Here is a 24762-nt window from a genome sequence, read left to right as displayed (position 1 = left end):
ACTGCCCTACCTTGACGGTTGTTTATCTGGCTCCCGCTCCGCGAGCGGAGAAGGTGGAATTAGGCTTCCCCACTCCCCGGGTTCAGCACCCAGCTCCAGGAGAAGCGTGCCTCCTCCGGCGATTTCTTCATGGCGGACCCAGGCCCGGTTCAATGCCTGACCGTTAAGCGAAGCAGACCGAATATACCTTTTACCGGACCCGCTGCCTTCTCCTTGCGTATCAATCGTCAGAGGAACCAGATTCGCCTGTGCGCCCAGCATCAGCGTCACCTTATTGAATACCGGGGGAACGAGGAAATAGAGGTCTTGACCCATCAGGGGGTACAAACCCATAGCAGAACAAATGAAGAAGGCACTCTGGCAGCCCATATCCTCGTTATCCCCTAGTCCGTCACGTTCAGCCTTGAAGTAGGTCTCCAGACATTCCCGGACCCGGTCCGCCGCCTTATCCGGTCTTCCTGCATAAATATAGAGATAAGGAATATGCAGCATGGTTTCTTTGGAGTTATAGAATCCCCCGTCAAAAAAATAATCCAAATGCCGGATGAATGCCTCCTTCCCCCCATGCCGTTCAACCAGTCCATGAAAATCATGATGGGTGCTGAACGACCATTGCAGGCTGGTGCCCTCATAGAAATACGGATCATTCCATGAATCCGGCAGGCAGGATTCTGGGTCAAAAGACCGTGCCCATTCCCCTCCGGGCAGCCGTGGCGCAAAACATTTCAGATCCTCCCGCCACAGATTCCACAGCTTCTTCGAGCTGTCGTAGTACTCTGCTGCCGTCTCCGCCTGCCCAAGCTCCTCGGCTAGACGGCCGATACACCAGTCCTGATAGCCATATTCCATATGACGGGACACACAGTTCTTCTTCACATCCGTGGACAGATACCCCAGAGTATGGTAATCCTTCAGATGACGGCCATAGAGCCAGGTATCCGGCGAGGGAACCTCATTATTCTTGCGCATCTGCTTCAGGGCCTTCGCATAGTCGATGCCCTCCAGCTTCTTCAGCGCCGCTTCACAGAACAGAATATCTGCGGAGCTTCCCCCTTGGATCATGGCGCTATGCCCCAAGATCCAGGCGTCCGGCAGCCAGCCGGTATGATTCGCGATATCCAGCAGACAATTCAGGATATCCGCTTCAAGCTGCGGATCGAGCAGTGTAATCAACGAATTCGCGTTCCGCACACTATCCCAGAGCGCGTACAGGTCGGTATAATGCCGGACCCCTGATTTCCAGGCAAAGTTCTCATCGTCAACTCCGAGGTCACTCGGCATACAGAACAGACGGGTCATCAGGGTATAGAACAGCCGGGTATGCTCTCCGCTCCCCCCTTCCACGGTGGCCCTGCTGAGTTTATCCTCCCAGATGCCACTAGCCGCCTGGCGGATGTCATCGAATCCGGCGGACGCTTCCCGGTCCACACTGGCTCTGGCCTTGCCGGTACTTACATAAGAAATGCCAGTCTTCGCCACCAGGACTCCGCAGTTGCCGAAGCTAAGGGAGGCCTTGCAATTCGGGCCATCCACAGACGCCCCTTGGCGTACTCCGCCCGCATCCATCAGCATATGGCTCTGTATCGGCTGGTCGAAGCGGATATAGAAATAGACGGAATAAGGGAATTCATGCCCCCAGCCCCCGCGCAGGTCGCTGCGGCCTGCCAGCTCATATTCGGATAGAACTTCAATATATCCCCCGGTCGAAACTCCGGTGGTCTTCCCCGGCTCATCCCCGCCAACCTGAATGACTGCCCCTCCGTCAATCAGCAGGCCCGCCGATTCATCCGCCGGATAGCTGTAACGGTGGACTCCGGTCCGCATCGTGCTGGTCAGTTCAGCCTGGATAGCGGCAGGCAGCAGCTTCACGCTGTAATACCCTGCTTCGGCATGTTCATCCCCCTTCTCATAGGGGTCTAACTGAAACCGCGGCATTCCGGTATAGGGGGTGAATCCGACATTGCCATAACGCCCGCCGCCACCGGTTCCGCTGACATGGGTATGGCTGAACCGGATAATCGGCCGCGAGCTGTCGTACCCGTGGGATAGGTGCGGCGGCAGGGTATCCGGTCCAAGCCTTACAATGCTGTTCGGCAGATAAGGCCCGCACAGGCAGTTATTCTCCCCGTCCACGCCGATGAACGGATCGACATGGTCCACTCTTCTTTTACTCAAATCAGGTCCTCCTTCCTTGCCATGAATCTATTCCCTCTACCAAAAGATTTCATGCTCTCCCTTGAGCTTCAGCAAGGCTTCCAGGAAGAAATAGTCGCCGTAAATGATCGGCACCTCGACTTCCGCACCAGCCGGGAAGCTGCCGGTCCCCTTGGTAATGAGCGCTTCTTCCGCCGGGTCCTCCGGCGCGTAATGGCGGAACAGCGATTCCGTGATGGCACTGCCGAGCTTCCGGTACCGGTCGGCTTCTTCACCCTCCAGCAGATAAGCCATCTCCAGCATTCCGCTGGCCGCGCAGGCAGCAGCCGTGGAATCTTTGGCCCATAGCTGATCGGCAGGCGCGCGGAAATCCCAGGGCGGCACCAGATCCTCCGGCAGCGCAGCAGCGAAGAAATCCGCTGCCGCCTTGGCAGCATTCATGAACCGGATGTCACCCGTATACCGGTATCCGATCGCGAATCCGTAGATCGCCCAGGCCGATCCGCGCGACCAGGCGGAATCCGGACTATACCCTTGTCCGCCCAGCGCTTCGATCCGCTCTCCTGTCTCAGGATCGAAGCGGACAATATGATGCACCGAGCCGTCCTCCCGGATGAATTCCCGCAGCGCCATTTCCGAATGGGCGACGGCGATGTGACGGTACCGGGGGTCCTGCAGTTCCCCGCTGGCCCAGTACAGCAGTCCAAGATTCATCATGCAGTCGATGATTGCCAGACCTTCACTGCCTTCATGCAGCCAGGCACGGATGAAGTTCCCCTTGAGATTGAACCGGCTGGCTAAATGGCTGGCAGCGATCAGCCCTCTTCTCCTGGACAGCCGGTTACCGGTGAGCTTGTAATCGGCAACCGCCGACAGACTCCAGAGGAATCCGTTATCATGATGGAGCTGTTCATATTCCTGAAGAGGCGCGTCTAATTGCTCCTCGCAGCTCTCGGCAATGCGCCGGTATTCCTCATCGCCCGTGGTCCGGTAAGCCAGCCACAGAATGCCCGGCCAGAATCCGTTGGTCCAGCAATCCGGGTCACGCGCATCATATTGTCCGCCGTAGGTGGCATTGGGGAAGGTGGCGCCGATCCGGCTCCGTGTGCGGCTTAATTTGTGCTGGGCATAGTCCCAGGCTTCGTTGATCCAAGTCTCCATAGTCTCTAGGTCTTCCTTTCTCGTCTACAAATTAGAGGGCAGGAAGTCCGGAAACACGGACCTCCTGCCATCCTTTCCACTGTCTGTTATTGCGCTGCTTTCCAGGCATCAATCTGGGTCTGCAGTTCGGTCTTGACCTTCTCAATGCCGGCTTTCTTCAATTTCTCATTGCGTTCCGTAAGCATCTTGGCAGGGTCAGGAATCGCCCCTGTGCTGGCAGCCCGGTATTCACCAATGACCGAGGTTAGCTGGGTAATCTCGTTCTTCACCGGCGATTCATCGAAGACGAAGCCCAGCAGCGGCGAACGTTTGGCCTCATCATTGAATTGCTTCCAGCTTGTATACAGATCATCCGGCTGGCCCGGCTTCAGATAATTGATCAGCTGATTGCCGACCACCCAGAACAGGGCAGAAGTGCCATACCCGGAATCGGCAATCGGCTCGATCCGGTTCTCGCTGATCTTCTTGTAATGGGTGCCTTCGATCCCGTTAACGAACAGGTTCACGGCATACGGATCGGTATGCAGCGCATTCAAGACCATCATCGCCCGCTCCGGGTCTTTGGAGGTCCGGGAGATGGAGAACATCGATCCGGCTGCCAGATCCGTGGTCACGATAGGCTCTTCAATTACCTTGGACACGAAATCATATTTATTGTCCGAGGCGATTTTCAGCTCAATATCCGCGCCCGGCTTCCAGACCGCCTGCTGCATCCAGATCTTGCCCTGCTTGCGTAAATCCCCGATCTCTGTCGTTGTAGTCGCAGCATCGCTGTTGATATAGCCCTTCTCGTAATAGCTGCGGTTCAACTCATACTCCGCTTTGGCAATCGCGGAAATCTCGGGATCGACCACCGACTTAATCTGGATGTTATCCGTATTTGTATAGTCGTATAAGAATAACGGAATCTTGTTCGGCGTCGGTCCGATGGCGCGGAAGTTCGAGCGGGTCTCATACATCATGCCTTCGCCCGACTCCTTGATGAAGTCCAGAATCAGCTCCGGCTCCTTCTCCTTCAGCAGCTTGAACCAGGGTTCAAAGTCCGACATCGTCTTAATGTCGTCAATCGGAATATTGTACTTGTCGATGATATCCTTGCGGTACGTGTAGGCCTTGCCTTGGGTAATCTCTTTGTTGGTCGGAATGCCGTATAATTTGCCTTTGTAGCGCGGAGCCTCCAGATAGATCGGATTCAGGTTCTCCGTAATGCCCTGCCCGTATTTGGCCAGCAGGTCATCGAGATCGAGGAACGCGCCCTTGGCCACATTGCCGAAGAAATTAAGCCATGAGGCGGTAAATACCAGATCCATCGGCTCACCGGCATTCAGCATCAGCTCGGTCTTCTGCTTGTATTCGCTGGAGGCAATCGGCTGAAGATCCACGGTGGCATTGAATTTCTCTTTGAAATATTCACTGAGCTTCGCTTCCACCAGCGCATCATCCCGCTGCGGCGCCCCGAAGTAGATAATCGAGACCTCGTAAGGCTTCAGTGCTTCCGCGCCACCGGCAGGCTCTGCGCTGCTTGTGCTGTTCGTGGCAGCCGCGCCGCTGGAAGCTGCAGGTTCGGCAGAACCCCCGTTATTACCGCCTGAGCACGCTTGCAAGGATAACGCCAGAATTAGAGCCATCGCCGTGAATAGCGTTCTGCGCCCTTTTAACTTTGTCATATGAACCCTCCTGTATGATCATGCTTTTATATAGAACGGCAGGCAGCCTGTGCTGATGCCGGTTCCACCATGCTTTAACCTTTCACTGCCCCTACCGTCAGCCCTTTGACAAAATACTTCTGAAAGAACGGATACGCAATCAGAATCGGTCCCATCCCGATCACCGCCATAGCCATCTGCAGGGATTCGTTCGGAAGATTCTTCATCATATTGGGATTCTGGGCAGCCAGCTCCACATTATTGCGCAGATACTGCACATCGTTGAGGACACGCATCATCAAATACTGCAGCGGATATTTGTCCTCGCTGGTGATATACAGCAGCGCATTGAACCAGTCGTTCCAATAGCCGATCGTACTGAACAGGGCCATGGTCGCCAGGACCGGCAATGAGAGCGGCAGAACGATCCGCAGGAAGATTCTCAGCTCCCCCGCACCGTCAATTCTGGCCGATTCGATCACCGCCGGATGAATGGTCGTCTGGAAGAAGGTCCGCATAATAATAACGTTGAACGGCACAATCAGCATGGGCAGAATCAGCGCCATATACGAATCCTTGATATGCAGCGCCTGCGTATAGATCAGATATCTGCTGACCATCCCGCCATTGAACAACATCGTGAAGAACAAGAAGAAGGTAAACACATTACGGAACGGATAATCCGCACGCGAGATGGGATAAGCATACATTGCCATGAGCAGCACGCTAAGCGCTGTACCTGCAATAGTGATGGTGAAACTCACGCGATATCCCGACACAATCGTCATCCAGTCCTTGAAGATCGACTCATAGGCAATGAAGGACCACTTATTCGGAATGAAGCTGTACCCCTGAGTCAGAATGGACTGCCCGTCTGTGAAGGAGACAATGATCACAAGCAGAACAGGCAAAAAGCAAAGGAGTGAGAGGATCACAAAGGCCAGATTTAAAAGTACATTTGATAATGCGGAGTTTCCGCCGATCGAGCTGCTGGTGTCATTCGCCATGATGATTCTCCTTTGATTAGAATAATGCCTGTTCCCGGTCAATCCGTCTGACCATACTGTTGGTGGCAATGACCATAATGAAGCCCACCACCGATTGGACCAGCGCCGTCGCCGAGGACATCCCGATATCATTGAGCTGCATCAGGGCGCGGTAGACATACGTATCAACGGTATCTGTTACCGGATACAGCGCTCCTGAATTCATTGGCACCTGGAAGAACAGACCGAAGTCGGAGCTGAAGATGCTGCCCATGGACAGAATCGTCATAATAATGATGACCGGCCGTATAAAAGGGAGCGTGATATGCGTAATCTGCTTCCACTTGGAAGCTCCGTCAATCAGCGCCGCCTCGTAATATTCCGGATCAATTCCGGCAATCGCCGCGATATAGATCACTGCGCCGAAGCCCGCATGCTTCCAGGCGTTGACAAACACCAGGATGTAAGGCCAATATTCCTTCTCCGAGTACCAGAAGACCGGATCTTGCCCGAAGGCCTTAAGCACTGTTGCATTAATGAAGCCGTGATCCGGCTGCAGGAAAGCGTATACGAGATAACTCACCACTACCATGGACAGGAAGTGCGGCAGGATGATGAAGCTCTGGTACACCTTCGCCAGCAGCCGCCGCCGGATCTCATTGATGGCTACCGCAATCGATACCGACAGCACCAGGTTCATAATCATAAAGGTCAAGCTGTACAGTAGCGTGTTTCTTACAATTCTCCACATATCCCCCGAGGAGAACAGGAACTGGAAATTATCGAACCCTACCCAGGGACTGCCCCAAATCCCGTCCAGATAATTCACATTCTTGAAGGCAATAAAGATGCCGAACATCGGCAGATAGCTGTGCGCCAGCAGGACAAGCACTGCAGGCAGCAGCATCAGTGTCAGCGCCTTGTACTTCCACATGGCATGGATAAATCTTGAGAATCCGGTGGTTCTACTCATGTCCATTACTCCTTTCATGGACTAATTATAGAACCATCCCGCCACAGCTTCGATGATGGATTCCCGTAAAAATGTGATCTTTTATCACTCAGTTGCCGCCAGGCTCGGTCTTCGTCCGGCGCAGCGGCAAGGTAATGATCGCCCGTGTCCATCCCTCCCCGCTTCGCTCATAGGTTAACCCGTAGGCCTCCCCGTAATGAAGCTGGATACGCTGGTGTACATTGCGGATGCCGTAGCCTCTTGCACTATGCTCTTCCCGCAGAATGGCGGCAAGCTCCTCCAGATCTACCGGCAGATGCCCGTTATCCTCTACGATGAAGCGGAGCGTTCCTTCCGCTTGAACAGCCGAGACCCGGATCTCTCCTTCTCCGTCCATCCCGCGTACGCCGTGAAGAATAGCATTCTCGATCAGCGGCTGGATAATGACCTTGGGCGTCTCATAGTCCCTCAAGGTATCCTCAATCTGCCAACAGACCTCAAAGGTACCCGGATAACGTTTGGTTTGCAGCCGGGTATACGCCTGGGCATGCTCCAGTTCTTCCCCGGCCGTAATCATGGTCCGGCCCCGGCTAAGTCCGATGCGCAGCAGCATGGACAAGTCCCTGACCATCTCTCCTACCTCGACATTTCCGCTATCCAGCGCATACCAGTAGATCGAGTCCAGGGTATTGTACAGATAATGGGGGGTAATCTGGGATTGGAGCATCAGCAGCTCATATTCCTTCTGCTTCAGCTTCATCCCGTAGTTTTCTTCAATCGAATGGTCCAGCCTGCGGGTCATTTTCACAAATGATCCCTGCAAAATGCCGAATTCATCATGCCGGAGCGGCTCCTCGGACAACGGCAGCTTAATGCCGGGCTCATAAATTTTCATCACAGAGACGAGCTTCACGACCGGCTTGACGACAAGTCTTACCAGATAGAGAACAAACATCAGGACAAAAGCCAGAAAAACAAAGGAGATGAGCACCAGCAGCTTTTGAAACCAGACTTGCTTGCCGGTTATGGATGCCAGCGGGATTTTGTACAATAACCGGGTGTGGAATCTGGAGCTGTCCGAATACGCATAGAGCCACTCCTCCCCGCCTTCTTGTGCGAAGGTATAGCCGTAAGCGGCGTCCGGTTCTACGTTCTTGTCAATTTCGGCCGCAGAAATGCTGCCTGACCCGGTGGACATCAGCAGCTCCCCGTTATCATTGAATAAGAAAGCTCCGGCCGCAGCAGGCAGCTCCACCGAGACCATATCCCGGGTCAGCATCACCTCAACCTTATGGACGACCAGCAGCCCGATCGCTTCGTTATAATTCCGGGGATTCAGAATACTGCGCATGAAGGAGACCGTTCGCTCGCCCGTAGCTGAAGGCATGACGCGCAGCGCCCCTGCCCCGCTGACATCCATCTGCTTGACCATCACATCCGGCAATCCGCTGTTCACCTGATCCAGATATTTGAACCCTTTGGTCTTATGGGACAGATCGAACGGCGTATCTCTGCGCTCAATGTTCTTCATATATATCGCATATTCCGTACCGCCGGTAGACCAGCTCTCCAGAATGTTGTCGGCCTGCTGGATTTCATTCAGGGTATCAATTCCCGTCCAGAAGCTGTACCCCGCCGGATTACTGAAAAAATGATTATCCAGCAGCGTGATCGTCCGGTCATTGATCGCCGATATCGTTTTGTCCAGGGTCACATGATTCTGCTTCACCAGCTGCAGGGTGGTACTGCCGACCTCTTCCTTGATGGTGTGAAGCGCCACATAAGCTGAAATCCAGCCCACCACGATAAAAGGGAGAACGATGCAGAGCAGGAAGGCGAGGATGACTTTATGTTTGAGCTTGAGTTTGAGTTTAGGTTTCAGCTTCAGCCCGGTCCCCTCCTCTGGCCTTTTTGCGGAATTCTGCCGGAGTGAGGCCCAGCACCCGCTTGAACATCCGGCTGAAGTGCTCCGGCGATTCATACCCTACCGCATAGGCAACCTCATACCGCTTCTTGTCGGTAGCAATCATAAGGCGCTTGGCCTCTTCCATCCGCAGTGCGGTCACATAGTCCCAGAGGTTGGTTTTCATATCGCGTTTGAAAATATAACCCAGATGGGCCGCGCTGAAATGGACCTCCTCGGAGATATCCTGAATCTTCAGCGCCGGATTCCGGTAATGGTTCTGGATGTAGCTAGTAATCCGTGAGATGACACTCGGGTCTGCGGCCGGGTCCTGCGGCTGTTGCTGCGCCGAATCCGTCTGCTGCTGCTCTCTGTTAAGATGCTCCTGCATGACGATGTCGCCATAATAGAACACCTTTTGCCCGGGATGAACACTGCTCCGCCCGGCAGCCGCATCCGCTTCCTCCAGCAGTCCGGGAAGCGTGGAGATCCCCCCGCCAAGTGTGCTGAGTCCGATAATCGCCTCCGCATTCAAATGCTGCTTCAGGTTCATGGCGATCATCTGCCCGATCATCTGGATCTGGGAGTGCACTCTAACCTGGGGGTCCCCCATATCTTCAGCGGATAACTGGATGATGCTGATGATCGAATGGCCGAAGCCGTTAAAGGTTAGGCCGTCCCATTCGGACAACGTTTCGTTCATAATATTGAGGGCTGCATATTTCAGCAGCTTGCGGTCATGCAGCGTAATCTGCTGGCGGCTGAATCCGGCCTGGCTGTAATCTATACGGATGGTGATCACTCCGAAATAGGGTCCTTGCAGCAGGCCGCCCAATTCGCCGGTGATCTCTTCAATATCCTGCTGCGTCAGATTCCGCTCGGTAACCAGCTCCATCAGCCACTCCTCGCGTCGGGAATGCTCCCGGATGTGCTTATGCTCCGCCTGCGTGCTTTTCTCCGGAAGCTCCTTCTGGGTTAATGCTTTGCGGACTACCCGCAGCAGTTCCGTCCGCTCCACCGGCTTCACCAGATAGTCCTTGGCTCCCAGCCGGAGCGATTTTTTGGCGAAATCAAACTTCTCATGAGCCGAAATGACAATCACCGGAACATTCCACTGCTCCATATAGATATTCTCCATTAATTCAATTCCACTCATCCGGCCCATCTGGATATCGGTAAGCACCAGATCATAATGGTCCATCCGTAAGTAGTCAATCGCTTCAAAGCCATTGATGGCCGTCTCTACCTCCGTGATGTTCAACTCCGAAGTGAGCAGGAAATTCCGGATCCCCGCACTCACTCTCGGCTCATCATCCACAACGAGAATTTTATACATGATGTCCCCCTCTTTCGATTGCCAATTCATCGCCAGGCAGCTTCAGGTTCTTCTGTGTACCACAGTACACTTGCAATAAATAAGCGTAGATGATCTATTTCCGCTTTTCTGTGATCTATTTCCGCATGTTGTGCCGCCATCTTCTATTCGTCCCCCGTTTCATAGGTATAGCCCCTTTACACCCCTAGTATAGATCACATATTTCCTGTAATTCATCATGGATTAGTGATAGTAACTCTTTTATGCTACTTTTGCAAGCGTTTTCATATAAAAGAAAGGAGAGCCGGGTTAACGATATTCCATTATGAGGAGGTTCTACGATGTTCATCCGAAGTCCATTCCCCCAGAGATTTCACAAGTTCGTATCTGTAAGCCTCAGTCTGTTGTTAATTCTATGCAGTGTTGCTCTGTCCCCCCGGCCTGCCGCCGCTGCTGTCGCTCCCTTGCCGGGTCCCGCTCACCCTCTCTTATATGATAATTTCGCCGGCGGAGGAGTGTTCAAGCAGAACTGGACCAACTGGTTCAATCAGAGCGGCGGGAGCGGAACCTTCACCAAGACCACACAAGGCACCCGCACCATAGGAAAATTCACGCAAACCCCAAGCTCCTCTTCCTCCTGGGCCAAGTTTCAGCCGATGAACGAGACCTTCGACCTCTCAGGCTACCGTTATATGAATCTGTCGCTGAATAATGCAGGGTATGCCCAGTCCCTTATTCGTGTCGTCATCAGCGACGGGATTACCAATTACAATCTGACCGGAGGCTATGTTCCCGCCACGGCTGCCTGGACCGATCTGCAGTTCGATCTTGATGCCTTGTCGCCCAAGCTTCAGAAGAAGAAGGTGAAGCTGGAAATCTGGCTGCGGCAAGGCGGCGGGACTTACGGGGAGATGCTGGTCGATGATATTGTGTTCACTACAGCATCCAGCGGGGCCGCTCCCCAGCTAAGTCCGGCAGGAATGACAGCCAATACGGACGGCAGCTACAACCAGAACACCAATTTCAGCTTTGAAGCCACGTATACCGACCCGGATAATGAGGCTCCTTTTGCCGTCCAGGTCATCATTGATGATACCGCCTATGCCATGCGCGAGACGGACCCCGCCGATCAGACTTACACCGACGGCAAAAGCTACAGGTACATGACGAAGCTTCCGGCCGGGTCCCATACCTACTATTTCCGTACTACCGATACGACCTCGGATGAAGTCGCTACCAGTGTCCAGACGCTGAGTGTTGTCCAGGCCTCCTCCGTAATTGATATTGCCGTGAGTCAGGCCGGATATAGCGCAGGTGATCTCAAGAATGCCAAGCTCATCTCAGACACCACCGTTACAGACGCCACTTATGAAATACTGGACGGGACTAATGTGGTCTATTCAGGCACCATGACCTATGAGGGTCTGCATTGGAACAAGCATGTCTACTCCATCGGTTTCACACCTGTCACTGACTCAGGAAACCAGTATCGAGTGCGGAGTAATCAGGTGTATTCCTACTCTTTTGAGATCGCTCCGAACCTGTGGGACCAATATAAGGATGAAATGACGGCCTTCTACCGGCTTCAACGGGCCTCCGTAGCGACCAGTGACGCTTATCCGGCAGGCTACAGCAGCGTCGCTCCTTCGGCCAAGCTCTACCATGACGCAGGTCATCTGGATGATGCCCAGTCAGCAGACGGCCTCACCCACTATGATCTGACGGGAAGCTGGTATGATGCCGGGGATTACGGCAAATATGGCGGCAACCAATGGGTCGGCGCAGAGATTGCTTTGGCTTATACACGGTATGCTGACCAAGACAGCGTGAAGTACGATAACGACAGCAACGGTATCCCGGACCTGGTCGATGAAGCGGTCTTCGGCAGTGAATACCTCATTAAGTTCGCAGATCAGCTCGGCGGGGAGATGTATAATCTGCGGAATAATGCTTCTTTCGTTCATCCCGAGAAATCCACCGACAATGTCTCCGGCACCGCCGATGACCGGAAGCTGACGGACCTGAGTGTCGGCGGCTCCGCTAAGTCCGCAGGCACGCTTGCCGCCACAGCGAGGGCCATCCGTACTGCGATTAGCGAAGGTGATATCGCGGCATCCCAAATTGCGGAGCTGACGGATTTCGCCAATCAATGCGAGAACGCGGCGGTCACCTTTTATGAATATGTGGTTGCCAACCCTGACGGTCCCATCGGATCTTACTCCACCAGAGGAGGCATCCCTAATTCCAAGCTGCTGGCAGATGTGGAGCTGTACCTGCTGACCGGCGAAGCCAAGTACAAGAATGCTGCTACAGCTACCATCAACGCGCTGACTCTGGGCGACATCTCCTCGACTAACTATTGGGATATGAGTCCAATGTCCATGGCTGAATTCTATCCGGTTGCCGATGCGGCCACGCAATCCCATATTCACAGTCTGCTGAAGGGGCAGGCGGATTACTTCCTCTCCATGTCCGATGATACCCCGTATGGAGTCCTGAACCAGTTCAAGAACTTCGGGGTGAACGAGCCTCATGCTTCTTATCTGGGGGACCTGCTGCGGTATTACGAATTATTCGGTGACCCGGCAGCACTTCAGGCAGTGGTGAAAGGAATGTACTGGGTGTTCGGAGAGAATCCATGGAATATCAGCTGGGTATCGGGCATTGGCACCCATCATGTGATGTTCCCGCATACCCGCTACAATGAGGAATCCAATACGCCCGGAGATACCGGGATTATTCTTCCGGGGGCGATGGTCAGCGGACCTAATATGAAGGACCCTAAGAATAAAAGCAGTGTAAGCCCGTGGTATGAGGACCGTTCCCTCTATCTGGATGATACGAACCAGTGGCGGTACAACGAATTCAGTATTAGCATCCAAGCCGGACTGCTCTATACAGTCATGGGATTAAGCGCTACGCCGGGGACAGGTGCAGATTATGCAGAGGTTCCGCCTGCCTTGCCGGTCCTCTCTCCGGTGATTGGGGAATGGGTACGGGGAGAGGTGACTGTTTTTGCCCAGGCGGGGGAAGGGCTGAGCGATGTGGAATATGCGGCAACCGGATTGCCCTATCAGCCGATGACTGTCTCCGGGAATGTGTATTCCTCGGTAAGCGGCGCTGTCTACGCTGCGGTCATTGATGAGAGCCAATCCTTGCCTTATACGAACCGGAGAGTCGATGTCCGCGCCAAAGACCCTTCCGGCGGCTACACCTACAGCTCCACACATTACACCGTGGCACCGGCTCTGCCGGACCCTTCCACTCCGCTGTTATATGATGATTTCGGAGGCGGCGGGTTCTGGGGCGGTTCAGCGGCCAACACCACCTGGGTCAACTGGTATAACCAGAACGGCGGCACAGGGACGTTCACCAAGGTAACCGCAGACGGTCGTACCGCCGGACAGTTCAGCCAGACCCCGGCAAGTGTGAACTCAGCGGCCAAATTCCAGCCGTGGAACGATGTGGTCGATTTGAGCGGCTATCAATATCTGAATGTTACGCTGAAGAATCCTGCCTCCCCTGATCTCAGGACCCGGATTGAGCTCAGTGACGGCAAACGAACCTATAATCTGACCGGCGGATGGATCGAGGTACCCTCCGACTGGAGCGACCTGCAATTCAATCTGAACGCCCTAACCCCGGCCATTGATAAAAAAGCCCTGAAGATGTCCATCTGGCTGAAGCAAAATTCAGTCACTCCGGGACAAATGCTGGTTGACGAGATCAAAGCGACCAATAAAGTCAGCGGAAGCGTGCCCACGCTGACCGCAGGAGAGGTAAATCACACTACCGGCACTACGCAAACAGAGTATACCTTCACTGTCACCTATACGGATGCCGATAATCAGGCTCCGTTCGCCATGGAGCTGATTCTGGACGGCGTAGTCCGTACCATGCAGCCTGCCAATCCAAGTGACAATAATTATGCAGACGGCCGAATCTATCAATACAAGACCAAGCTGCCCCCGGGCCAGCATTCCTATTACTTCCACACCACAGACACCTTCACGGATGCGGTAAGCACCGGGGTGCAGAGTGGGCCGGAGGTTAGTGAAGGGCTATAAGATAAGTGAGGGACAAAAAGAATAGTGGAGGACAATAAGAAGAGCCATAAGAGTAGTGTAGAGGTACAAGATTAGTGTAGAGCCACACGGTTAGTGAGGAGCTATGCGATTAGTGTAGAGCCATACGGTTAGTGAGGAGCTATGCGATTAGTGTAGAGCCATGCGGTTAGTGAGGAGCCATACGATTAGTGTAGAGCCATGCGGTTAGTGTAGACCCACACGGTTAGTGAGGAGCCATACGATTAGTGTAGAGCCACACGGTTAGTGAAGAGCTATGCGATTAATGTAGAGCCATAAGGTTAGTGTAGAGCAATGCATGTTCCGCGCTTCCAAGGAAGGGAAGCTGCGAGTTTGAAGGCGAAATTTAGAAAGGGTATACTATTGTCATGTACAGCGGTGCAGTCTGACAGCACAGTTACCAGGGTGCATCGCTGTAACATCACGGCTGTCACAGCTACAAGCCGCAGACTTTTTGACAGGATGTGGAGGACTGGAGTGATAGCGAATGAACGGAGGGGTTCTACGATGAGTGATGAAGATATCATGTGGCTGACTGTTGACAATCCGCTGGCGAAGTCTGTGGTACAGGCGATTCGTAACGGCGATGTGCCGGGATTGACACAATTGCTGGCTAGTAACCCGGGGCTCGCTACAGCCCGGATTGTTGGGACTGAAGCGGGGCGTGCAAGTAATGAAGGCAGCGGGGAGACTGGCGATGCTGAAACTAGCAGCGCGGGCTCTGGCAATGCTGAGACTAGTCATGAAGTCACTGCTAACTCTGAGACTGGCGGCAGGGACATTAGCAACACTGGGGCTAGCAGCGAAGACCCTGGCAAAGCTGATAGTGGCGAGGCTGGGACTAATAATACTAGCGGAGGCACTAATCGCGGGATGTCGCGCACGCTGCTGCATTTTGCCACCGATTGGCCGGGGCATTATCCCAATAATGCAGCGGTTGTCACTGTGCTCATTGAGGCAGGCGCAGAGGTAAATGCGCAGTTCAGCGGGCCGCACAGCGAGACGCCGCTGCATTGGGCAGCAAGCTGTGACGATGTCGAGGTGCTGGACCTGCTGCTCGATGCTGGTGCCGACATCGAGGCACCCGGCGCAGTCATCGCCGGCGGAACCCCGCTGGACGATGCTGTGGCGTTCGCGCAGTGGCGGGCGGCGCAGCGGCTGGTGGAGCGCGGCGCGCAGCCTGCACTCTGGCACGCGGCGGCACTCGGTCTGCTAGATGCGATGGAGGCACACTACGCCGGACATCCGCTTCCGCGCCGCTACCCGTGGGGTGCAAGCTCCGCTTCAGCAGCACCGGACGAGATAAACGTAGCGTTCTGGTGTGCCTGCCACGGCGGACAACGCGCCGCCGCCGAATATCTGCTCGCTCGGGGAGCCGAGCTGAACTGGCCCTCCCCATGGGACGGCCTCACTCCGTTGGACGCCGCCAACCGAAGCCATGCCACTGAACTGGCATCATGGCTTGAGAGCCTGGGTGCCCAGTCCGCACATCTGTAAGTTGCGCTGGGCGCAATCAGGTGCACTAGTGCTCTTCATTTCAGCATATCGCCCGCTTTCGGCGCAATCAGGTGCACTAGTGCTCTTCATTTCAGCATATCGCCCGCTTTCGGCGCAATCAGGTGCACTAATGCTCCTCATTTCAGCATATCGCCCGCTTTCAGCGCAATCAGGTGCACTAGTGCTCTTCATTTCAGCATATCGCCCGCTTTCGGCGCAATCAGGTGCACTAGTGCTATTCATTTCAGCATATCGCCCGCTTTCAGCGCAATCAGGTGCACTAGTGCTCTTCATTTCAGCATATCGCCCGCTTTCGGCGCAATCAGGTGCACTAGTGCTCTTCATTTCCTCATTCTGCCCATCTCCACTCTCACCAATGGGATTTATCCCTCTCATTTCCTCATTCTGCCCATCTCCACTCTCACCAATGGGATTTATCCCTCTCATTTCCTCATTCTGCCCACTTTCACCCTCACCAAAGGGATTTATCCCTCTCATTTCCTCATACCGCCCACTTTCACTCTCACCAATGGGATTTATCCCTCTCATTTCCTCATTTCCTCATTTCCTCATCTACTCATCTACTCATCTACTCATCTAGCCCCATGCCCGCCGTTATACGGAATGGTAGCCCACAACGAAACAGGACCAGCTCAAGGCTGGTCCTGTGTTCATTGTCGCCGGAAGCTCCGGCACACTATTCATACCTGCTGTAAGCACAGGTTCTTACTTCCCTCCGCCCCCAGCCTGCTGCGACAGCTTGGCGACGATCTGATCGATCGGGTTCGTGAACAACGCATACAAGATGGCGGCGTTCTCCTTCTTGCTCAGCGCGGCTCTGGACTTGTAGTCCACAGCGCCCTTGGCATCCGGCTTGAAGTCCGGTCCGTACAGACCCAGGGCGACGGCCATTTTCACCGCCGGAACGGCCCACTTGTCCGTAGTGCCGGACAGCTTCACCTTCTCGAACAGCTTATCCGGGTACTGCACACTGTACAGTCTCCAGATCATGACTGCCGCCTCCTGGCGGGAGATCACCCGGTCCGGCTGAAATTCTCCGCTAGCCGTTCCTTCAATCATTCCCAGCTCAACCGCCTGCTGGATGTAAGCGGCATCGGGATGACCCTTCACATCCGGGAAGGCCAGCTTCTCAGTAGTGCTTCCTTTGAGCCCGCTGCTCTCCAGCATCAGCCGCACATACTGGGCGCGCGTAACGCCCGAGTCGGGCTGGAAGCTCACCGTGGCATCATTCGTCAGATACCCCAGCGACTGGAGCATCCGCACCGGAGTGGCATAAGCATGGCTGGCAGGAACGTCGGCATAACCAACGCCGTCCGGCCCCTTCTGGGCATAGCTGAACGGATTGAGGTAAGGCTCCTTCATATACGCGCTTTGTCCGCCATCCTTCATGGCGAAGCCCGTTAATTTGCCGGTCAGCTCATCCTTGAACAGATTATCATCTATCTGGATCAGCTTGCGGGAACCCAGCAAAGCATCATTAATGGTTAGCGCACCATTCTGCACAGACACTGTAGATACCAGACTCTTGATCCGGAGATCCGCATAGTAGCCGGTGAATGCCTTCAGTGCATCAGCACTCATCGGCTTGTAAGCATCCAGCTTCACCGGTGCGGCATATTGCGGGAAGAACGTCTGGATAAAGGCCGGGTAGAACAGCTCACGCAGTGCACTTTGCTGATTATAGCCAATGAACACCCCGGTATTCTGCTCGGGAATAAGGAACATATAAGAGCTGAAGCCAATCAAATCACCGGCCTTGGTGATAATCTTCGGGCTGCTGCCAGCGCCGGGAAGCTGGAAAGCCGATTCAAAGCCGTAAGTGGTATTCGGCAGCATCGGGTGAATGGAAGAACGGTATTCCTCCATCGATTGTACGGTATCTGCCTTAAGGATGCGGTTCGTACCCGCTGCTCCCCCGTTCAGAAAAGCTGTCATGAACCTCCCGACATCATCGCCGGTGGACAACATGCCGCCATGCGGCATCACGGTTGGCGTCACGTTGTAGAGATCAACCTTTTTGCCTGTGGCGTCATAGGCTGTAGCAAGATTGTCCTTCAGCTTGCCTTCCAGCAGGAAGCCGCTTGAATCCATCTTCAGCGGGGCGAAGACATGCTGCTGCATATAATCCTCATAAGGCATACCGCTGGCCTTCTCCACCACCAGACCGAGCAGCAGCGAAGCGAAGTTGTCATACATGTAGGAAGTGCCCGGCTCACGAACCACCGGCGGCATATGCTTCACCACATAATCCTCAATGGACACCTTGGTGGTGAAATCCTCATTGATGTCTTCCGGCAGCGGGTCTTGAATGCGGAAGCCGGTGGTGTGGGTCAGCAGATCCCCCACAGTTACCGGAACCCCGAAGGGGTTATCGAAGGCCATCGGACCGGTATAGACTTGAAAATCCGCTTTCAAATCTAGCTTGCCTTGCTCAACGAGCTGCATGGCGGCAGTCGCAGTGAAGGTTTTGGATACCGAGGCCAGACGGAAGACTGTTTTGTCAGGGTCTACCTTACTTTTGGCATCCTTATCCGCGAATCCGAAGCCTTCTTCGATAACCGTCTTGCCATCCTTCACCACCACAACAACCGCACCGGATAGCTGCGCTTTCACCGCATCCGAACTGAAGAATTGCTTGAGGAAGGCCGCAGCATTCTCTGTTGTCAACGGCTTGGCCGCTGCAGTGGCAGCTGCCGGAGGGGCCGAAGCAGGGGGAACGGCGGCGGCCTGAACAGCCGGAGCCGTAAGTGTCAGAACCAGTGCAGCCGATAGCACGGTCCTCGTCCAAAAGGCAGAGCGGCGGCGCAACAATGATAGTTTCATTCAATTCACTCCATTTCCATAGAATAACACGCATAGTGATAATACGTCTTATCCTGGAAATAGGTTCATTTAAATCTCAGCACCTCTTCCATCTTCTTCAGCTTTCTGTAGATTACCGACCGGTCAACGTTCAGGCGCTTGGCTGCCTCCGTGCCGTTCCCGTTACAATCCTGCAGTACTTTTTGGATATAATGTCCCTCCGCCACGGCAGTGAAATCCTTCAGACTTGCGAGCTGATGCTTATTCTTCTCAATGAAGTGGTCGAGGGAGAACCAGTCGCCAATCTGCTCCTCTTCCTGTACGCTCTGGCCCACATGCTCGGTCACCACCAGCCGCTCGATGTAATTCCTTAATTCTCTAACATTCCCATGCCAGGGCTGGTTCAGCATCTTATCGAATTCTTCGGCACTCAGCACATATTTCTTGCCGTACATCTCATTGAAGCTGGTGATGAAGCTGGAGATTAACCCTACCAGGTCCAGCTTCCGGTTGCGCAGCGGCGGAATATGAATCGGAATCACATTAATCCGGTAATACAGATCTTCGCGGAACAGCCCCTTTTTGACCAGACTCCACAGATCCCGGTTGGTAGCTGCAATCACGCGGCAATGGACCGGAATATTGGTAATGCCGCCCACGCGTCTCACTTCATTATTTTCAAGCACCCGCAATAATTTGGCCTGCATCTCCATCGGCAGATCTGCAATCTCATCCAGGAACAGCACTCCGCCGCTCGCAATTTCGATCATACCCGCCTTGACCTCGGTCTGACCTTCAAGGACGCCCTTCTCGTACCCGAACAATTCGTATTCGAATAGAGCCGGAGCAATCGCAGCGCAGTTAATCGGAATGAACGGCCCCTTCCACTTCTCGCTCTTCAGATGGATATACTTGGCGATCACCTCTTTGCCCGTCCCGGATTCGCCGTAGATCAGCACCTTGCTGTCGTAAGAAGCAATCTGGTTGCACACCTTGATAATCTGCTTCATCGCTAGACTCTCGGCCACAATTCCCTTCTTCTTCTCTGCGGCAGCACCGCCTAACTGCTTATGGATCTGCTGGGCCACTGGCACATTCGCTTCATAATAGTTATGCTCCTGGCTGAATTCATTGGAGGTGGTAACTACCAGCTGTACCTCCCCGTCCTTATCCAGAATGGGAATCGCCGACGAGAACACATGGAAGCCTCTGGAGGTATTGACGGTATTGGTTACCTTTTGCTTCGTCGCAATAGCCTCCATCGTGATGGAATGACTGTAATAGCCCGCCTTCACCAGATCCTGGACGTTCGCCTTGAGCAGCTCCTCCAGATGGATGCCGATGGTTAGAGCGGTGAATTCATTGGAAATCAGGATATTCCCGTTCTGATCGGTAACAAATAACGTTGACGGATATTCTTCCACGAATTCGTCGAGCGCGGGTTTCCCTGTATTTTTGTTTTTTTTGGTCACATTCATCAGTCCTATACCATAATATGAACGCTTACATTCCGGCTAGACAAAAAGCCAAACAGCATCATTATTTAAATGATACCACTTGGCTAATGCAGATCAAACTTTAATTAAGCATGAACTACGGATTCAAAGGTTACTTTCCCCATCTTCTCCATGACTTCCTGCGCCTCAGCGAACATGGTGGTAATCATCTCTTCCACGGTGGTAATCTTGTTGACCATGCCGCAAATTTGTCCTGCCATGACGGAGCCGGTATCGGTATCTCCTTCAAATACGGCTCTGCGCAGGGAACCCAGGCTTAAGCTCTCCAGCTCTTCGCGCGAAGCCTTCTCATTCTCCATTCTGAGGAACTCGGCAATCATGCTGTTCTTGATGCTTCTTACCGGACCGCCAAGGCTGCGGCCAGTTACGGTTGTGCTGGTATCATCTGCGTTGATAACCGCCAGCTTGAAATTCTCGTGTGTCGGGCATTCCACGGTCGCGAGGAACCGGGTTCCAACCTGAACCCCTTGCGCTCCGAGTGCAAAAGCAGCGGCAATCCCGCGTCCATCGGCAATCCCGCCGGCGCCAATTACCGGAATGGATACCGCACTGGCGACTTGTGGAAGCAGAGCCATGGTTGTAGTCTCACCCACATGTCCGCCCGCTTCGGTTCCCTCGGCTACAATCGCATCCACACCGAGCGCTTCCATTTTCTTGGCGATTTTGACGGAAGGGACTACCGGAATCACGATAATGCCATGTTCCTTCAGAATGGGCATATATGGAGCCGGTGTACCTGCGCCTGTAGTTACAATCTTCACGCCTTCTTCAATAATAACCTGGATCAGCTCAGGGATATTGTTCATCATCAGCATCAGGTTGACGGCAAAAGGCTTGTCAGTGCTTGCTTTGGCCTTGCGGATCTCGTCACGGAGCCGGTCGGCGGTGAATCCGCCTGAGCCGATAATACCCAGCCCGCCCGCATTGGACACAGCGCCTACCAGCGGAGACACAGCAATCTGAGCCATACCGCCCTGGAAAATCGGATATTTAATTCCTAACAGTTGTGTAATCGACATTATAATTACCTCCATATATTAATTAATGTTGTTTATTTGAACTTCCGGCCTTTCCTTAAGCCGCCTTAGCCACTTCCGGCTCGGGCTTCTGCTTCTCCATCGCTTTGTAGACGAAGGTTAGGGCGAAGCCAACCAGGGAGATGACCAGCGCGATGTAAAAGGCATTCGTGAAGTTGCCGTCATTGGCTGCCGCTACACTGCCGGCAATTCTCGGGCCGAAGAACGCGGCTCCCGAGTAGCCGATGAAGGTGACCCCGTAGTTCACGCCGTAATATTTCATGCCGAACTTCTCACCGACAATGGACGGGAAGATGCCCATTGTTCCGCCGAAGCACAGGCCGATTCCGGCAATGGCGACAGCAAATCCGGCTACAGAAGAGGATAGAGCAATCGTAAGCATCATCGCCGCAATGACGAGATAAATCATGAGCAGGCATTTCACGCGGCCGATTCTATCGGACACTGCGCCCCAGAATACACGGCCCAGGCAGTTGCTCAGCGAGTACAAGCTTACGTAGAGTGCTGCGGCGGCTGCGGTTAAACCGAACATTTTTTGACCGATTACCGATGCATTCGCGGTTACCATCATACCAGACAGGGCACCGATCAGGAACAGGCAGGCAATCACATAGAATAACGGCTTCTTGATCATTTCATGCCATGGTACATTCACTCCGGCCTTGGCTGCTCCGGTTACCGGAGGGGTCCAGCCTTCAGGAGCATAACCGGCCGGGGCGGGTTTGACGAGCAGGCCAAGTCCCAGAATAATCACCAGAAAAGCAACACCGAGCGTAATTAGAGCAGATTGTACACCATTGCTGGTGATTAAGGCATTAGCGATAGGAGCAATAGCGATGGTGCCGCCGCCATATCCGGCTGTAACAATCCCTGCTGCCAGACCTCTTTTATCCGGAAAGAGCTTCACGCTGTTGCCAATGGTCGAGGAATATACGATTCCCTGGCCAATCCCGGTAATGACACCATAGGTGATATACAGCATCCAAGGTGCAGTAGCCAGGCCGGAGAGAATGAAACCAATCCCGAACATCGCTCCGCCGATGAAGACCGCCTTCCTCGCTCCCCCTTTATCCACCAGCTTACCGCCCAGGATCATCGGAATCGGGGAAATTGCTGCATTAATGGTAAAAGCAATCATAATATCCGGCATGCTCACGCTGAAGACCTTCGTTAATGGCAGTGCGAAAATACTGAAAGCATAAATGGCGCCTACACAGATATTAATGATCGTTGATGCAATCAAGATCCTCCAGCGGTTCAACTGTACGTTCATGGTATCATCCCTTTTTTAGTTAGTTGTATAAGTTCAGCTTGCGGTGCTTACATTGACTACACTTCCTGCAGCACCCGGTTCTTGTCCGCGATCATCGACTTCAGCTTACCCCAGTTCTCCTGGAACATGGCCGCGTCCATCTCCTTCAGGTCCGGTGAAATGACCGGCTTGAAGTCCATCTGATCCAGAATCTCTGTCTGCAGGTCGATGCCTGGCGCGATTTCGGTTAAGGTCATTTTACCGTTCAGCAGTTCAAAGACGGCGCGTTCCGTAACATACACAACCGGCTGCTGTACCTTGGCGGCATAGGATCCGCTGAAGGTGATCTGCTGTACCTTTTTGATGAATTTCTTGGCTTTGCCCTCTTGAACGATGTGCAGCTTGCCGTTCTCTACCTTAATCTGCAGCCCGCCCGCTGTAAAAGTACCCGCGAACACCAGCTTCTTCGCCGCCTGAGAGATATTGATGAATCCGCCGCAGCCCGCTACCCGTGTGCCGAATTTGCTGACATTGACGTTCCCCGACTCATCCGTCTGGGCCAGGCCAAGGACGGACAGGTCAATGCCGCCGCCGTCATAGAAATCGAACTGGGCATCATGATCTACAATCGCCTCGGAGTTGTACGCATGGCCGAAGTCCTTCAGCCCTGCGGGAACCCCGCCGATCGAGCCTGCCTCTGTCGTCAGAATGAGCTGGTCGTCTACGCCCTCTTCAGCCGCAATGTTCGCTACATTCACCGGGATGCCGACTCCGAGATTCAGAATGGTATTCGGCTGAAGCTCTACGGCTGTGCGGCGGGAGATGATTTTGCGCTCATCCAGCGGCAGGATTTCAATCGAATCCACCGGCACTTTGACATGACCGGAGAAGGCCGGATTGTACTGTGTATTCTCGGTCTGGTAATGATTCTCCGGGGTGGACACGACGAGGTAATCTACCAGAATGCCCGGAACCTTCACATCCTTCGGATGGAGCGTGCCGTTCTTGGCTACGGTCTCTACCTGGGCGATCACGATGCCTCCGGAGTTGCGGACCGCTTGGGCGATCGGCAGAACCTCCATGTGCAGGCCTTCTTTTTCCAAGGTGAGATTGCCGTTCTCGTCCGCTACGGTTCCACGGATCAGGGCGATCTGAATCGGGAAGGCCTTGTAGAACAGCCACTCTTCACCTTCAAGTTCAATCACCTTCACAATGTCCTCCTTGGTGGACGGGGACATCTTGCCGCCCTCAACGCGGGGATCAACGAAGGTCTCCATACCCACCTTGGTAATCACACCCGGGCGCTTGGCGGCAATCTCCCGGTAGAGCTGGGTAATCACACCCTGAGGCAGGTTGTAGGCTTCGCATTTATCCTCTTCAATCAGCTTAGCTAGCCCGGGGGAAGCGATGGCGATACCGCCAATCCAGCGTTTGATGAGGCCTTCATGTCCCAGGTGGCTCATGCCCTTATCGCGGCGGTTGCCGACTGCGCTGGCATGCATTACGGTCAGATTCTTCGGTTCGCCGGTCTTCACGAAGCGCTCTTCAATGGCGATCCCCATCTCTTCTGCCCAGCAGGATAATCCGAATCCGCTTGCTGCTACGGTATCCCCGTCCTTGATAAGTTCCGCTGCTTTGGCTGCTGAAATTACTTTTGTCATTTCATCTGCTCCTCTTTATGTGAATTATTTCACTACAGTTGTTAAAAAAATAATGGCCCTTCTGTGTGTCTCCTAATTGCTGCTCTGTGTGTCTCAATTTCCTTGTGAAAGTTTTCTCAAGGTCATCGTAATACAGAAAAAAAGACCGGTCAATAGCTCCAAAATGCCTTGAATTCAAGGTATTTTTCTGTTGTTTTTTTGCGACTGGCTTGTTTGAACTCAAAGCTTGGTCGTCGCTGCGGTGAACATTTGGACTTCCGGCCGCTGCCCGCCACCAGATTTCTTGATTTTTACCGCTAATAGCGGTTGAAATCCGGTAACAGCTGATGCTTCCGATGCTAGCTTTCCTATGGAAAGCTTTCAGGCGGACGCTACCGCTCCTCCAGTTCCAAATTTCCCCTCCGCTTCTTTTTGCTTTTCGTTAATTTCTTTAGTGCTTCATCTGTATTCCCGCGGGGTCTGTGAGTCGCAAAAAAACCACACTTTTTTTCTCCATCCGGGTTGGCTGGGTATGAAATCAAGCGTTCCATGACATATCCTGCCCGGCGGATCAGACAAAGTGTTGGAGATGAGACTTCAAGACATTTTAGCGCGGCCAAAAAAAATAAAATATTTTTCTTGCGGAGGGCTAATTGCAGATTTGCAACAGCGGATCAGGGAATTAACGGTTCAAAAAGGACCAACAGGGTTGTACAATTTCCTTCGCATATGTTATATTCTGGACAATTTTAACTGGAGAGGGGAAGCGCTATTGTGGGGTATTCAGTTAAACA

The 24762-nt window shown here is 53.5% G+C and carries 14 protein-coding genes; 2 read left to right on the top strand and 12 right to left on the bottom strand.

Going from position 1 to position 24762, the window contains the following annotated elements; all coding sequences use genetic code 11:
• Positions 1–6 precede the first annotated feature (6 nt).
• The 7 genes from MKY96_RS05635 to MKY96_RS05605 all read right to left on the bottom strand — a co-directional run bounded on the left by MKY96_RS05635 (position 7) and on the right by MKY96_RS05605 (position 10138).
• Entirely contained in the window at positions 7–2175 is a 2169-nt protein-coding gene (locus MKY96_RS05635) for a GH92 family glycosyl hydrolase (RefSeq protein WP_340939062.1), read from the bottom strand.
• Between the two features lie 36 nt (positions 2176–2211).
• Positions 2212–3315: a glycoside hydrolase family 88 protein gene (locus tag MKY96_RS05630; RefSeq protein WP_340939061.1), complete on the bottom strand. Its 1104-nt coding sequence runs from the start codon at positions 3313–3315 to the stop codon at positions 2212–2214.
• Between the two features lie 86 nt (positions 3316–3401).
• Positions 3402–4982 (bottom strand): ABC transporter substrate-binding protein, encoded by a 1581-nt coding sequence (locus tag MKY96_RS05625; RefSeq protein WP_340939060.1) that lies wholly within the window; start codon positions 4980–4982, stop codon positions 3402–3404.
• 74 nt (positions 4983–5056) lie between these two features.
• A complete protein-coding gene (locus MKY96_RS05620) occupies positions 5057–5968 on the bottom strand; it encodes a carbohydrate ABC transporter permease (protein WP_340939057.1) in 912 nt (303 codons plus the stop codon).
• A 16-nt stretch (positions 5969–5984) separates the two neighbouring features.
• Complete coding sequence (locus tag MKY96_RS05615) at positions 5985–6920, bottom strand: ABC transporter permease (protein ID WP_216857130.1); 936 nt, start codon at positions 6918–6920, stop codon at positions 5985–5987.
• A gap of 88 nt (positions 6921–7008) precedes the next feature.
• On the bottom strand, positions 7009–8679 hold the full coding sequence (locus tag MKY96_RS05610) for a sensor histidine kinase (protein WP_340939056.1): 1671 nt from the start codon (positions 8677–8679) through the stop codon (positions 7009–7011).
• Between the two features lie 91 nt (positions 8680–8770).
• Positions 8771–10138 carry a response regulator transcription factor gene (locus tag MKY96_RS05605; protein ID WP_340939055.1) on the bottom strand — a complete coding sequence of 456 codons (1368 nt, stop codon included), beginning with the start codon at positions 10136–10138 and terminating at the stop codon, positions 8771–8773.
• A gap of 320 nt (positions 10139–10458) precedes the next feature.
• Between MKY96_RS05605 and MKY96_RS05600 the strand changes: the two genes are divergently transcribed.
• Both MKY96_RS05600 and MKY96_RS05595 read left to right on the top strand, forming a co-directional pair.
• Entirely contained in the window at positions 10459–14184 is a 3726-nt protein-coding gene (locus MKY96_RS05600) for a glycoside hydrolase family 9 protein (RefSeq protein WP_340939054.1), read from the top strand.
• A gap of 525 nt (positions 14185–14709) precedes the next feature.
• Positions 14710–15699 carry an ankyrin repeat domain-containing protein gene (locus tag MKY96_RS05595; RefSeq protein WP_340939053.1) on the top strand — a complete coding sequence of 330 codons (990 nt, stop codon included), beginning with the start codon at positions 14710–14712 and terminating at the stop codon, positions 15697–15699.
• Between the two features lie 726 nt (positions 15700–16425).
• On the opposite strand, the gene MKY96_RS05590 is transcribed toward MKY96_RS05595, so the two are convergent.
• From MKY96_RS05590 to MKY96_RS05570, 5 genes are all read right to left on the bottom strand, one after another.
• Positions 16426–18543 carry a serine hydrolase gene (locus tag MKY96_RS05590; RefSeq protein WP_340939052.1) on the bottom strand — a complete coding sequence of 706 codons (2118 nt, stop codon included), beginning with the start codon at positions 18541–18543 and terminating at the stop codon, positions 16426–16428.
• A 65-nt stretch (positions 18544–18608) separates the two neighbouring features.
• Entirely contained in the window at positions 18609–19994 is a 1386-nt protein-coding gene (locus tag MKY96_RS05585) for a sigma-54 interaction domain-containing protein (RefSeq protein WP_340939051.1), read from the bottom strand.
• Positions 19995–20104: 110 nt separating this feature from the next.
• Positions 20105–21058: a DUF561 domain-containing protein gene (locus tag MKY96_RS05580; protein ID WP_209994621.1), complete on the bottom strand. Its 954-nt coding sequence runs from the start codon at positions 21056–21058 to the stop codon at positions 20105–20107.
• A 55-nt stretch (positions 21059–21113) separates the two neighbouring features.
• A complete protein-coding gene (locus MKY96_RS05575; RefSeq protein WP_340939050.1) occupies positions 21114–22349 on the bottom strand; it encodes an L-lactate MFS transporter in 1236 nt (411 codons plus the stop codon).
• 56 nt (positions 22350–22405) lie between these two features.
• Complete coding sequence (locus MKY96_RS05570; RefSeq protein WP_340939049.1) at positions 22406–23989, bottom strand: acyl CoA:acetate/3-ketoacid CoA transferase; 1584 nt, start codon at positions 23987–23989, stop codon at positions 22406–22408.
• Between the last annotated feature and the right edge of the window lie 773 nt (positions 23990–24762).

Origin of the sequence: Paenibacillus sp. FSL R7-0302 (assembly GCF_038006885.1) — a bacterium.
Lineage (GTDB): Bacteria > Bacillota > Bacilli > Paenibacillales > Paenibacillaceae > Paenibacillus_AQ.
This window is presented reverse-complemented; position numbering and strand designations above follow the sequence as displayed.